The organism is Pseudomonas moorei (assembly GCF_008801475.1).
GTDB lineage: Bacteria > Pseudomonadota > Gammaproteobacteria > Pseudomonadales > Pseudomonadaceae > Aquipseudomonas > Aquipseudomonas moorei.
On record NZ_VZPP01000004.1, the window covers coordinates 230,055 to 242,454 of the forward strand.

Annotated in this window: 12 protein-coding genes; 3 read left to right on the forward strand and 9 right to left on the reverse strand. The window is 60.1% G+C overall.

What is annotated here, in order from left to right:
• Positions 1 to 178: 178 nt before the first annotated feature.
• A complete protein-coding gene (locus F7R06_RS08870) occupies positions 179 to 892 on the forward strand; it encodes a UTRA domain-containing protein (protein WP_090324080.1) in 714 nt (237 codons plus the stop codon).
• 11 nt (positions 893 to 903) lie between these two features.
• Here the strand turns inward: F7R06_RS08870 and F7R06_RS08875 are convergent, their stop codons facing one another.
• The 7 genes from F7R06_RS08875 to minC form a co-directional block, all read right to left on the reverse strand.
• A complete protein-coding gene (locus F7R06_RS08875; protein WP_090324077.1) occupies positions 904 to 3,060 on the reverse strand; it encodes a mechanosensitive ion channel family protein in 2,157 nt (718 codons plus the stop codon).
• Positions 3,061 to 3,137: 77 nt separating this feature from the next.
• Positions 3,138 to 3,314, reverse strand: a complete 177-nt coding sequence (locus F7R06_RS30725) for a hypothetical protein (RefSeq protein WP_162842378.1) — start codon at positions 3,312 to 3,314, stop codon at positions 3,138 to 3,140.
• 194 nt (positions 3,315 to 3,508) lie between these two features.
• The gene (locus tag F7R06_RS08880) at positions 3,509 to 4,798 is read right to left on the reverse strand and encodes a M18 family aminopeptidase (protein ID WP_090324075.1); all 1,290 of its coding nucleotides are present in this window, start codon (positions 4,796 to 4,798) and stop codon (positions 3,509 to 3,511) included.
• A 206-nt stretch (positions 4,799 to 5,004) separates the two neighbouring features.
• On the reverse strand, positions 5,005 to 5,640 hold the full coding sequence (locus F7R06_RS08885; RefSeq protein WP_090324073.1) for an RluA family pseudouridine synthase: 636 nt from the start codon (positions 5,638 to 5,640) through the stop codon (positions 5,005 to 5,007).
• A gap of 191 nt (positions 5,641 to 5,831) precedes the next feature.
• Positions 5,832 to 6,086: a cell division topological specificity factor MinE gene (gene minE, locus F7R06_RS08890; RefSeq protein WP_007974947.1), complete on the reverse strand. Its 255-nt coding sequence runs from the start codon at positions 6,084 to 6,086 to the stop codon at positions 5,832 to 5,834.
• Between the two features lie 3 nt (positions 6,087 to 6,089).
• Positions 6,090 to 6,902 (reverse strand): septum site-determining protein MinD, encoded by an 813-nt coding sequence (gene minD, locus F7R06_RS08895; RefSeq protein ID WP_090324072.1) that lies wholly within the window; start codon positions 6,900 to 6,902, stop codon positions 6,090 to 6,092.
• A 200-nt stretch (positions 6,903 to 7,102) separates the two neighbouring features.
• A complete protein-coding gene (gene minC, locus F7R06_RS08900; RefSeq protein ID WP_090327481.1) occupies positions 7,103 to 7,840 on the reverse strand; it encodes a septum site-determining protein MinC in 738 nt (245 codons plus the stop codon).
• Between the two features lie 118 nt (positions 7,841 to 7,958).
• On the opposite strand from minC, the gene F7R06_RS08905 reads away from it, so the two are divergent.
• Both F7R06_RS08905 and F7R06_RS08910 read left to right on the forward strand, forming a co-directional pair.
• Positions 7,959 to 8,891 carry a lipid A biosynthesis lauroyl acyltransferase gene (locus F7R06_RS08905; RefSeq protein ID WP_090324071.1) on the forward strand — a complete coding sequence of 311 codons (933 nt, stop codon included), beginning with the start codon at positions 7,959 to 7,961 and terminating at the stop codon, positions 8,889 to 8,891.
• A gap of 160 nt (positions 8,892 to 9,051) precedes the next feature.
• A complete protein-coding gene (locus F7R06_RS08910) occupies positions 9,052 to 10,203 on the forward strand; it encodes a patatin-like phospholipase family protein (RefSeq protein ID WP_090324069.1) in 1,152 nt (383 codons plus the stop codon).
• Positions 10,204 to 10,301: 98 nt separating this feature from the next.
• Here F7R06_RS08910 and F7R06_RS08915 read toward each other — a convergent pair whose 3' ends face one another.
• Positions 10,302 to 11,087: an outer membrane protein OmpK gene (locus F7R06_RS08915; protein ID WP_151149663.1), complete on the reverse strand. Its 786-nt coding sequence runs from the start codon at positions 11,085 to 11,087 to the stop codon at positions 10,302 to 10,304.
• Between the two features lie 375 nt (positions 11,088 to 11,462).
• The gene (locus tag F7R06_RS08920; protein WP_090324065.1) at positions 11,463 to 12,248 is read right to left on the reverse strand and encodes an outer membrane protein OmpK; all 786 of its coding nucleotides are present in this window, start codon (positions 12,246 to 12,248) and stop codon (positions 11,463 to 11,465) included.
• Positions 12,249 to 12,400: the final 152 nt, after the last annotated feature.

A 12,400-nucleotide genomic window follows, 5' to 3' on the forward strand; every position in this document is an offset into this window, starting at 1 on the left:
TTGGCCGGTGAATTGCAGGTTTCCAATCGACCCTTGGATAACGTTCGGAATGACCGTTCGGTAGGTTGTCATCTCTCAGTCATCTGCACTGCCTACGCTTGCAGAACGTTGATCGAGCCGATTTGTCGTGCGGTTCCGCCCCGAAACAGTGCTGGTCTAGTCCAGATAGGTAACATTGATGCGCGATGAGGCAGTAAAAGCGGTGACAGCCATTGGCCAGGTGCTTCAGGAGCAGCTCGACCATGGGCTGTTGGCTCCCGGCAGCAAGTTGCCGGCCGAGCGCAAGCTCAGTGAGCTGTTCGGCACCACGCGGATCACCGTGCGTGAGGCTTTGTTGCAACTGGAAGCCCAGGGGCAGATCTATCGCGAGGAGCGTCGTGGCTGGTTCGTCTCGCCGCCGCGCCTGGCCTACAACCTGATGCAGCGCAGTCACTTTCACGCGATGGTCAGCGCCCAGGGGCGGGTGCCGTCTACCGAGGTGATTTCGGCGCGATTGCAACCGGCGTCAGCGGCGGTCTGTGCCTGGTTGCAGCTGCCGGCATTGTCGAGCGTGATTCAGATTTGTCGCTCGCGGCGTATCGATGGGCGGTTGGTGCTGTACGTGGAGCACTACCTCAACCCGCAGTATTTTCCGGGGATTCTGGGGTTCGATCTGAATCAGTCGATCACTGAGTTGTACGCGCGACACTACGATTTGCACTACGGCCGGGTGCGCTTCGAGATTGTGCCCACCGCATTGTCGGCCGATGCGGCGGCGGCTTTGCGCGTTTCGGTGGGTAGCCCGGGCTTGCGTATCGCGCGGGTCAATTACGATCAGCATGAACGCCTGATCGACTGCGATCTGGAGTTCTGGCGACATGATGCGATTCATGTCGGTGTGGATGTGGTCTGAGACGTTGGGGGCTATTCCTTCTGCGGGCCGCCGCCAGCAGTGATGACTTGCACGCTCATTCGCGGTGTCGCCAGGTCCATGCCCGCTTCATCCAGATGGCGTTTGAGTGACAGGTTGAAGGCACGCGAAACCTCCCACTGCTTGATCGGCGCGGTCTTGAACCGGGCGCGCAGAATCGCGTTGCCGGACTCGAAACTCTCCACGCCCTGAATTTCCAGTGGCGACCAGATGTTGCGCCGTTGCAGCGGATCGGTGCGCATTTTCTGCCCGACGTCGCGCATCAGTTTGATCGCGTTGTCGATGTCCATGCTGGCAGGCACCGCGACCCGGAAGATCGCGTAGCCGAATTCCCGGGAATAGTTCTTGATGCTTTTGATTTCGCTGAACGGAATGGTGTGGACGATGCCATCGATATCCCGCAGGCGCACGGTTCGAATGGTCAGGCCTTCGACGGTACCCAGGTGACCGCCGACGTCAACGTAGTCATCGATGGCCAGGGAGTCTTCGATGATGATGAACAGCCCGGTGATCAGGTCGGCCACCAGCGACTGGGCGCCGAAACCGATCGCCAGGCCGATCACACCGGCACCGGCCAGCAGCGGCGTGACGTTCATGCCCATGTTCGCCAGGGCGACGATCAGCGCAATGATGAAAATCGCCACGAACAACACGTTGCGGATCAGCGGCATCATCGTCTGTGCACGGGCATTGGCCAGCCCTTTGCGCGAGCGGGTGAGGGCGTGATGCACGGCGGTATCGCTGAGAATCCAAATCAGCCAGGCAAAGATCAGGGTGCCGCCGAGGCTGAACAGTTTGACGCTGACCTCATGCCCGTCGCCTTCGGTGAAGCGGATCAGCGACATGCCCCAGACCCGCAGACCCAGTTCGATGAACGCCAGCCACACCAGCAGGTGGGCGAGGGTATAGCAGAAGCTTTTCAAGCGTTCCGAGTACAGTGCGTGACGCTTGCCCCCGCGTTGCGGCTTGAGGGCATGGCGGCGCACCAGCCCGTTGATGACCATGCACAACACCAGCAGCACGGTACAGATCAGCGACTGTCGCAGCGCGGTGCTGGTATCGCCGGCCGAGACGAAGGTGGCGAACAGGGAAATCCCCACCAGCACCAGCGCCGGCACGTACCAGAAGGTGCCAAGGATATCGATGGTATCGCTGAGGGCACGGCGGGTCAGGCGCCGGGACAGTGGCTGATTGCGGATCAAGTGGGCAATCGGCCGGCGGAAACGCAGGATGAACAACCCGGTGGACAGCGCCGCCAATACGTTGGCCACGGTCGCGGCGGTATGCGCCAGGTGTACGCCAAGGCCGTCGATCAGGCGTGGGTCGTTCAACGCCTCGCCAAACGCGGCGAAGCTGCCAATCAGCCATAACGGCCGAAAGGCCTGATGCCGGAGGATGTACAAGGCGCGGTGGCGGTGGGGACCGTCGAGCAAGGAAAAAGCGATCACGCAGATCGCCGAAAAACAGGTGCCGACCACCAGCGCATACGCCAGCACCATGGCCAGGCTCTTGCCCAACGACGAAGGCAGCGCGTAGCTCATGTACACCGTGATGACCAGGGCTATCAGCCACGGCCCCAGTTTGCGCAGGGCGAAACGCAACATGTCCAGGGCCTTGGGGTGTTGCGGCAGTTCTTCGGTCAGGCCGAAGCGCATGCGCACCCGATGGCTGACCCAGATCAGCGCCGCCGCCAACAGGCTCCAGACCATCAGGATCATGGCGAAGGCGAAGACCATCGGCAGCCACTCACTGGCCGGCAGCACCAGTGCAGTCAGTTCGTCCTTGGCCAGGTCGAACTCGTCGGACCAGCGAGTGATCGGGCTGTCGACGCCGGAAAACTGTTTTTCGAAACTGGCCAGGGTCCCGCCAATCAGCCCCAGCACGCCTTCTTCCGCGGTGGGTTGTGCCTTTTTCGTGGCATCGCGCAGCTTCTTCAGGTCTGCCAGCAACTGGGTGCGCTGTTGATCGTTCTCCAGTGACTTGATCACTTCGTCCAGGGATTGCCCCAAGGGCACTTGCGCCTCGGGCTGGGTCTTCCCCGAGCTGTTGAGCAGGCCCGGCAAACCGACCGCCTGGGCAGGCGCCATCGGCAGCAGCGTCATGAGGCAGACAAGAAACAGGCACGGTAGGGCGAACAGGCGAGCGAACACTAGGCGGTCAACCTCGGGATGAGCGGGTCGATCGAGTGTACGAGCCCGTGAAATTCAATGCGAGTCGGGGTGAGGATTTATTCGTTGAGTTTGGCGAGGATCTTGAACACCACGGTGGCGAGGATGGTGAGCATGCCGATCCACATGGCGAACACGCCGAGATTCTTGTCGCGAAAATTGAAACCGATGGCCAGCAGGATCATTCCGACCAGAATCGGGACCAGCATGGCGTGGAACGAGGAGAGCGAGATCATGGCGACTGCCTTGTCGAAAGGGATGGTTAAAGTTTAGGCGGCTTTTGATGGGGCGCAGTGAGGTGTATCAGAAATGGATCACTGCAATCATGAACTTTGCGCTGAATTGGCTGATGTGATTGCGGGCAAGCCCGCTCCCACAGGTTAATGCGAATTCCTGTGGGCGCGGGCTTGTTCGAGATGTTTTTCAAGGGTTACGGCAGCTCGCGACTGGCGTAGAACGCGCTCAGCACCTTGACCAGATGCGCCAGGTCATGGCTGCCGCACAGCTCACGGATCGAGTGCATGGCGAAGGTCGGCAGGCCGATGTCCACGGTGCGTACGCCCAGATGACTGGCGGTGATCGGACCGATGGTCGAGCCGCAGCCCATGTCGCTGCGCACCACAAAGCTTTGCACCGGCACTTCTTCTGCCATGCACAGGTGACGGAAGAACCCGGCGGTTTCGCTGTTGGTGGCGTAACGCTGGTTGCTGTTGACCTTGATCACCGGGCCGGCATTGAGTTTCGGGCCGTGGTTGGCGTCGTGCTTGTCGGCGTAGTTGGGGTGCACGCCATGAGCGTTGTCGGCCGAAACCAGCAGGGATTTCTGAATGGTCCGTACGAATTCATCACCTTCGGGCAACAGGCGGCGCAGCGTCTGCTCCAGCATCGGGCCATCGGCGCCGCAGGCCGAACAGGAACCGACTTCTTCGTGATCGTTGCAGACCAATACGCAGGTTTCTTCGGTGTCGGCGTTCAGCAGCGCTTGCAGGCCTGCGTAGCACGACAGCAGGTTGTCCAGGCGCGCGCCGGCGATGAAGTCGCCATGCAGGCCGATCACGGCAGCACTTTGGGTGTCGTAGAAGCTCAACTCGTAATCGAGCACGACGTCGGCGTTCAGCCCGTGTTCGCGGGCGAGTTGGTCGGTGAGCACGGCGCGGAAATCCACGCGTTCGTCGCCGGCAAATTGCGCAAGCACAGGTGGCAGCTCGGTCTGGGCATTGATCGCCCAGCCCATGTTGGCTTCGCGATTGAGATGAATGGCCAGGTTCGGGATGATCGCAATCGGTGCCTTGAAGTCGATCAACTGGCTTTCGACCTTGCCGTCGCGGCGGAACGTCACGCGGCCAGCCAGGGACAGGTCGCGGTCGAACCAGGGCGCCAGCAGCGCGCCGCCATAGACTTCGACACCCAGCTGCCAGAAACCCTGGCGCTGCAGTTCCGGCTGCGGCTTGACCCGCAGGCACGGGCTGTCCGTGTGGGCGCCAACCAGGCGGATACCACCGTGCAGTGGCGAATGACGGCCCATTTTGACCGCGACGATCGAGGAGTCGTTACGGGTGACGTAGTAGCGGCCATTGGCCTCGGTGTTCCACGGCTCGCGCTCGTCGAGACGTTGATAGCCCGCCGCTTCCAGACGCTGAACCAGGCTGGCAGTGGCATGAAACGGGGTGGGGGAGGCCTTGAGGAAGTCGATCAGGCCTTGGTTCAACTCTTCGCGCATGTGTTAACTCCAGACAGCAATGGCGCCAGTTTAACGTATTGGCCTGGTAAATGGCGTCGCACTGATGGTTGAGGCGGGCGCAGATATTGAATCTGGAGGAGAACCCTGTGGGAGCTTGCTCGCGATGATGGAGTGTCAGCCAGCATCCCGCTGGATGTGCCGGCCTCATCGCGAGCAAGCTCGCCCACAGGTTTTGCGCCTGTGGATTAGAACGGTGCCGGGCACTCGAAGCGCAGGCGTTCGCCCGTTTGGGGATGGGTGAAACTGAGCATGCTGGCATGCAGGCACAGTCGCGGCCAGGCGGCGAGTGCCTGTTCGTGGGCGTAGAGCCCGTCGCCCAGCAGCGGATGTCCGATGGACAGCATGTGCACGCGCAGTTGATGCGAGCGACCGGTGATCGGCGTCAGTTCGACGCGGCACCAGTCACCGCAACGTTCCAGCACGCGCCAGAACGTCAAGGCATGTTTGCCGAATTCATGGTCGACCACATGGCGTGGCTTGGTCGGCGGGTCGTAGCGCAGCGGCAAGTCAATGCTGCCGCTGTCGAGTTCCGGCTGACCCCAGCACAGTGCGGTGTAGGCTTTTTCGGTCTCGCGGTCGTGAAACTGCCGAGACAATTCGCGATGCGTGTCCGGGTCGCGGGCCAACAGAATGATGCCGGACGTTTCCCAATCCAGTCGGTGGACGATTCGCGCTTCCGGGTAGCCATTTTCTTGCAGGCGGGTGATCAGGCAGTCCTTGTTGTCGTCGGCCCGGCCGGGGACGGAAAGCAACAGGGTCGGTTTGTTCACCACCAGCACGGCGGCGTCCTGATGAATGATATGGATATTGGACAGCGGCATTAAACAGCCTCGTTACAAACGCCAACGGCGGTTCGATCATTCATACGCCCCTCTCTGTGGGAGCTGGCTTGCTGGCGATGCAGGCAACGCGGTCTGACTGTCACAACGCGTTGATGCTATCGCTGGCAAGCCAGCTCCCACAGGGAAGGCGTTTCGAATGATCGAGCCGCCGTGGCTCCTGCCGGATCGACTCAGCGATCGGGCAGGGTGATGTTGAGTTCCAGAATCGAGCAGCTGCCCTGGCTTTCCAGTGCGACGTGCACGTCATCGGACCCGATATTGACGTACTTGCGGATCACCTCGACCAGTTCCTTCTGCAAGGCCGGCAGGTAGTCCGGGGTGCTGCGTTGGCCGCGTTCGTGCGCCACGATGATCTGTAGACGCTCTTTCGCTACCGACGCGGTGCTTTGCTTTTTGTTGGCACGAAAGAAGTCAAAAAGGTTCATTGCTTAGTTGCCTCCAAACAGGCGCTCGAAGAATCCCTTCTTCTTTTCATCGAGGAAACGATGTTCCACGGTCTTGCCCAACAGGCGGTCAACGGTATCGCTGTAGGCCTGGCCGGCATCGCTCTGGTCGTCGAGAATGACCGGAATACCCTGGTTGGATGCCTTGAGCACCGCCTGGGATTCCGGGATCACGCCGAGCAGGGTCACCGAGAGGATTTCCTTGACGTCTTCTACGCCGAGCATTTCGCCTTTGCTGACACGCTCCGGGTGGTAACGGGTAATCAGCAGGTGTTCCTTGATCGGATCCTGGCCCTGTTCGGCACGACGGGACTTGCTGGCCAGCAGGCCGAGCATGCGGTCGGAGTCACGAACCGAGGACACTTCCGGGTTGGTCACGACAATCGCTTCGTCAGCGAAGTACATGGCCAGGTGGGCACCTTTTTCAATGCCGGCCGGGGAGTCGCAGACCACGAACTCAAAGTCTTCCTTGAGTTGCATCAGGACTTTTTCCACGCCTTCAACGGTCAGCGCGTCTTTGTCGCGGGTCTGGCTGGCGGCCAGCACGTAGAGGTTTTCCAGGCGCTTGTCTTTGATCAGGGCCTGTTGCAGGTTGGCTTCGCCGTTGACGACGTTGACGAAGTCATACACCACGCGGCGCTCGCAACCCATGATCAAGTCGAGGTTACGCAAGCCGACGTCGAAGTCGACGATAACTGTTTTGTGACCGCGCAAAGCGAGGCCGGTACCGATAGCGGCGCTGGTGGTGGTCTTACCCACACCACCCTTGCCGGATGTAACCACGAGAATCTTGGCCAAGGTGTTTCACCCCTAAGGAAAAAGGACTTTTAGCCCCTGAAAAACATCTCTTGAAAACTACTGCAGTCGGACAGCCTTGGCTGGAACCCGGTCCCTGGCGGCGTTTACCCCCGGTAAACACTGCTTTCGACCTTTTCCCTACTTCGTTTGAGCCGTTTTCGCTACGTTTTAGAGATGCTTGGAAAATGCGGCAGTATCCGTTAAAGCCGAATGATGTTCAACACATCGCCCGACAGGCTCACCTGTACGCCCGAACCCCATAGAGGATCGCGACGCAGGTCTTCGGAAACCTTGTAATGACCGGCGATGGAAACCAGTTCAGCGCTCATTTGCTGACAGAAAATCCTGGCTTTCGTGTCGCCTTTGACCCCGGCCAGCACACGGCCACGCATCGGGCCGTATACATGGATGTTGCCATCGGCGAGAAGTTCCGCCCCCGGGCTGACCGACGAGATCACCACCAGGTCGCTGCCCTGGGCATAGATCTGCTGACCGCCGCGCACCGGTGAGGTGATGATTTTCGTCGGCTTGATGGTCGGCTCCGGTGGTTTTTCCGGTTTTTTCGCTACCACCCCTTCGTTCAGGTCCAGCGGACGCTCGCGGGCGCCGGAGGGCGGCAACACCGGCAGATCGACGGCAATCGCGGCCGCGATGTCTTCGATGCGGCTGGCGCGGATCGCCAGGGTGCGCAAACCATGTTGGCGGCAAACGCGCATCAGGCCGGGCAGGTCGACCGCGCCTTCGGTGGCCGGCAGTTTGTCCAGGGCCAGTACCAGCGGCGCATTGCTGAAGAAGTTCGGCGCCTGGGCGACCTTGGCGGCCAGTTGCCGGTCAAGGCTTTCGAGGTCGTTACGGGCCAGTTCCATCACCGTAATGGCGAGCATGCTGCCCTTTAGCTGGAACACGGGATCTTGGTCTAGCGGTTCGGTTTGGCTCATGGTTGGCATACAGCGACTTGTCACTAAAAGTGCCGAGACTTATAACGAGAACGCCCGCAGGCCGCAAGCCGGGTCGAACGATGTAGAATGCGCGGCCATTGTCATTTCGGAACCTTTAATGGATCGCCCGCGTTTTCGAACAACCTTTCTTTCTCCACGCTTCTGGCCGCTGTGGTGCGGCCTGGGGCTGTTGTGGCTGATTGTGCAGTTGCCATATCCGGCATTGCTGTGGATCGGTCGTGCGCTGGGTGCCTTGATGTATCGCGTGGCCGGCGACCGACGGCGCATCGCCAAGCGCAATCTGGAACTGTGTTTCCCCGAAAAAACCGCTGCCGAGCGCAAGCGCCTGCTCAAGGAAAACTTCGCCTCCACCGGTATCGCCTTTTTCGAAATGGCCATGAGCTGGTGGTGGTCGCGCAAGCGCCTGGCGAAACTGGCCCACGTCGAAGGGCTGGAGCATTTGAAGCAGGCCCAGCGCGAGGGCAAGGGCGTGATCCTGATGGCGCTGCATTTCACCACGCTGGAAATCGGCGCGGCGCTGCTCGGCCAGCAACACACCATCGACGGCATGTACCGCGAACACAAAAACCCGTTGTTCGATTACGTCCAGCGCCGTGGCCGCGAGCGGCACAACCTCGATTCGCTGGCGGTCGAGCGCGAGGACGTGCGCGGCATGCTCAAATTGCTGCGCTCAGGCCGGGCGATCTGGTATGCGCCGGATCAGGACTACGGCGCCAAGCAAAGTATCTTTGTGCCGTTGTTCGGCATCCAGGCGGCCACGGTCACCGCCACCAGCAAGTTCGCACGACTGGGCAAGGCATGGGTGGTGCCGTTTACTCAAGAGCGCCTGGCGGACGGCAGCGGTTATCGCCTGGTGATTCACGCGCCGCTTGAAGGCTTTCCCGGCGAAACCGAAGAGGCCGACTGCCTGCGTATCAACCAGTGGATCGAAGGCGTTTTGCGCGAACACCCTGAGCAATACCTCTGGGCCCATCGCCGCTTCAAGAGCCGTCCACCCGGTGAGCCCAAGCTGTACGCCAAACGCGGTTGAGCCACGATCCCCTGTAGGAACGAGCCTGCTCGCAAAAAAGCTGAGAGCGCTGTGGGGTGTCAGACGCCCGGCGTTACCGTTGACGACCTTCGTCGGAACGCCGCCCGGAGCCGGCTCGCTCCTACAGTGACATCCCATCAAGCACCATGGAGCGTTGTGCATGAGTCCAAAGGAACCGGTTACAGGGTTGATTCTTTCCGGCGGCGGGGCGCGGGCGGCTTATCAGGTCGGCGTCCTGGCGGCGATTGCCGAGCTGTTGCCGTTGGGCGCGGACAATCCGTTTCCGGTGATTGTCGGCACTTCCGCCGGGGCAATCAACGCCGTCAGCCTGGCCAGTGGAGCGACGGATTTTCGCGCGGCCATCGAGCGCCTGACCGCGTTCTGGCAGGGTTTTCGCAGCCACCTGGTGTTGCGCAGCGATTGGCCGGGGGTGATCCACCAGGCCAGCCGCTTTGTCAGCCACAGCTTGCTCGGACTGGGCGCCCGGGTCCCGGTGGCGCTGGTCAATAGCTCGCCGTTGCGCAGGCTGCTCAACAACAAATTGCAGATGAACGGCATTGCCGAAGCCATCGCGCAAAAGCAGTTGCATGCGGTAGCCGTCACCGCGTTCGGATATGAGTCGGGTCAGGCCGTCACCTTCTATCAAGGGGGCGGCACGATTGACGCCTGGCTGCGTCATCGGAGAATCGGCATTCCAACCCAATTGTCCGTTGAACATTTGCTCGCCAGTTCGGCCATTCCGCTGCTGTTCGCCCCGGTGAAAATCGGCGACGAGTATTTCGGCGATGGTGCGGTGCGCCAATCGGCACCGATCAGCCCGGCGCTGCACCTGGGGGCCAGTCGAGTGCTGGTGGTGGGGGTCAGCGGCAACCCGCGGGGTTTCGACCCGGAGCAGCCACTGCAACGCGCCTACACCGGTCAGCAACCGTCCCTGGCGCAAATCGGCGGGCATCTGCTCAACAGTACGTTCATTGATAGCCTGGAAGGTGACATCGAGCTGCTGCAGCGTCTGAACCAGTTCAGCCACCTGTTGCCCGACGGTACGCCAACCCGGGCTTTGGGCGTGGCGCCGGTGGAAGTGCTGGTGATTTCACCCAGTCAGCCCATCGATGAAATTGCCGCACGCCATCGCCAGGAGCTGCCGGCGGCACTGCGTCTGTTCCTGCGCGGGCCGGGCGCGACCAAGACCAGCGGGGCGGGGGTGCTGAGTTATCTGTTGTTCGAGGCGGGGTATTGCAGCGAATTGATCGAATTGGGGCGGCGGGACGCGCTGGCCAAGAAGGAAGAGCTGTGCCGGTTCCTGGGGTTGTAGGCGCGAGCCTGCTCGCGATGGACGTTAACGATGACGCTGGGAGCCTGACACCCCGTGGCGCTCTCTGATCCATCGCGAGCAGGCTCGCGCCTGCAAGATCAGAAGTGGAATTTCACCAGCAGGCTGGTCGCGCTCTGATCGGTCTTGAAGGACTCGCTGTCTTCAATCCCGTACTTGTTTTTCCAGTAATCGTACTCGACGCCCACGTATAGCTGCTTCGCACCGATATTCAGCGCTTTGCCCAGGTCATACTTGATCTGCGGATTGAAGTGCAGGTTGGCGTGGTAGGTGCCCTTGGCATTGGTGTCGTTGTCGACCACCCAGTCCATGAAGCCGTCGATCAGGATGCTCGAATCGCCCACGGGAATGGTGTAGGACCAGACAGGCGTGATCTGCCAGATGTTGTCGCCCGGACGGCTGCCTTCGGTGTGGCGGTTGTAGAAGTTCAACTGGAAGTAGTCGAAGCCGGGGATCGCCAGGTCGAAACCAGGACCGATCAGATAGGACTCGGTATCGTTTTCACCGAACTCGTAAGTCATGGCGAGCAATACGTCCTTGACCGGCCCGAACTCGAGCTTCTTGTCGAAGATTTTACCGAACGACAGTCGTGGGCTGATTTCACCGTAGTAGGTGTTCGAGCCGGCGTAGGCGTCGTCCTTGCCGTTGTAGAAAATCTTGTCGACGAACATGAAGTTGTCGCCGTATTTCCAGCCGTCGGCGTGTTCAAAGGTCACCGTCTGCTGAATGGTCGGGTTGACCTGGAAGTCCTTGCCATACAGATAAGTCAGGCTGTTGTTCTGCCATTGCAGCAAGTCGCCGGCCATGGCCTGGCCCCCCGCCAACATCATCCCCGCCAGCATCAGGCTAGTGCACGTACGTTTCATTCGGTTGCTCCCAAAAAGTAGGTGGTTCCACGTCATTTTTTAAGGTCGGCGCTCTGGTGTGGCGCCTTTTTCTGTTGCGATAAAAAATCATCCATTCGGTCAGCTTTAGTGCTGTTAGCAAGAGCTGCGCCAAGGCATTCGAAAAGCAAAAAAACTCCCGCTCGGCTGCTCAAGAACAGTCGATTGAGAGGGGGTTGGGGATGCCTTGGTACCGTCCAGAGCCGGGATAAGTTGGCTTTCTGGTCAGGAATTAAATCCGGGCTTTTTTTTAAAGCGGATTCAGGCGGCCGCGGAGAATACTGACTCCTCGGCCAGGTCTCAAGTGCCCCGCAACAGCGCACCGACGACAGGTTTGGGGCACGGTTGCGGGTCATCTTAGAAATGCACCTTCACCAGCAGGCTGGTGGTGTTTTCATGGGTGTCGAGATTGGCGTTGTTTTCGATGCCGTATTTGTCTTTCCAGTAGCTGTACTCGACGCCGACATACACCTGCTTTTCGCGCCAACCCAGGGCTTTGCCCAGGTCGTACTTGATCTGCGGGTTGAAGTGCAGGTTGGCGTGATAGGTGCCGTGTGAGTTCTGGTCGTTGTCCACCACCCAGTCGATGTAGCCATCGATCAACAGGCTCGAACGACCCAGTGGAAGGGTGTAGGACCACGCCGGCGTGATTTGCCAGACGTCATCTCCGGGACGCGAGCCTTCGGTGTGGCGGTTGTAGAAGTTCAGAGTGAAAAAATTGAAGCCCGGTACCGCGAGATCGAAACCAGGGCCGATCAGATAGGCCTCGGTGTCGTCTTCGCCATTCTCGTAGGTCATGGCCAGCAGCACGTCTTTGATCGGGCCGAATTCGAAACGACGATCGAGAATCTTGCCGAAAGAGAGGCGGGGACTGAACTCGCCGTAATAGGCATGAGCGCCTTTGTTTCGATCTCCCTTGCCGTTGTAGTAGGTACTGTCGACAAACAGGAAGTTGTCACCGTACTTCCAGCGGTCGGCGTGCTCGAAGGTCACCGTCTGCTGGATCGGCGGATTGACCGCGAAATCCTTGCCGTACAGATAGCTCAGGCTGTTGGTTTGCCACAGCAGTAAATCGCCAGCCATGGCTTGAGTGGCAGCCATCAGACCGCCTCCCAACAACAGGTTTGCGTGTGTGCGGATCATCTGTTGCTCCTTCTTGTTCTTATTGTTTAAGGCGCAGGCAACCCCTGCCCTGTAGGAGCGAGCCTGCTCGCGATGGTCGTCAACGATTACGCGTGTTACCTGGATAAACGCGGTGTCTCGAGTCCATCGCGAGCGGGCTCGCTCCTACAGGG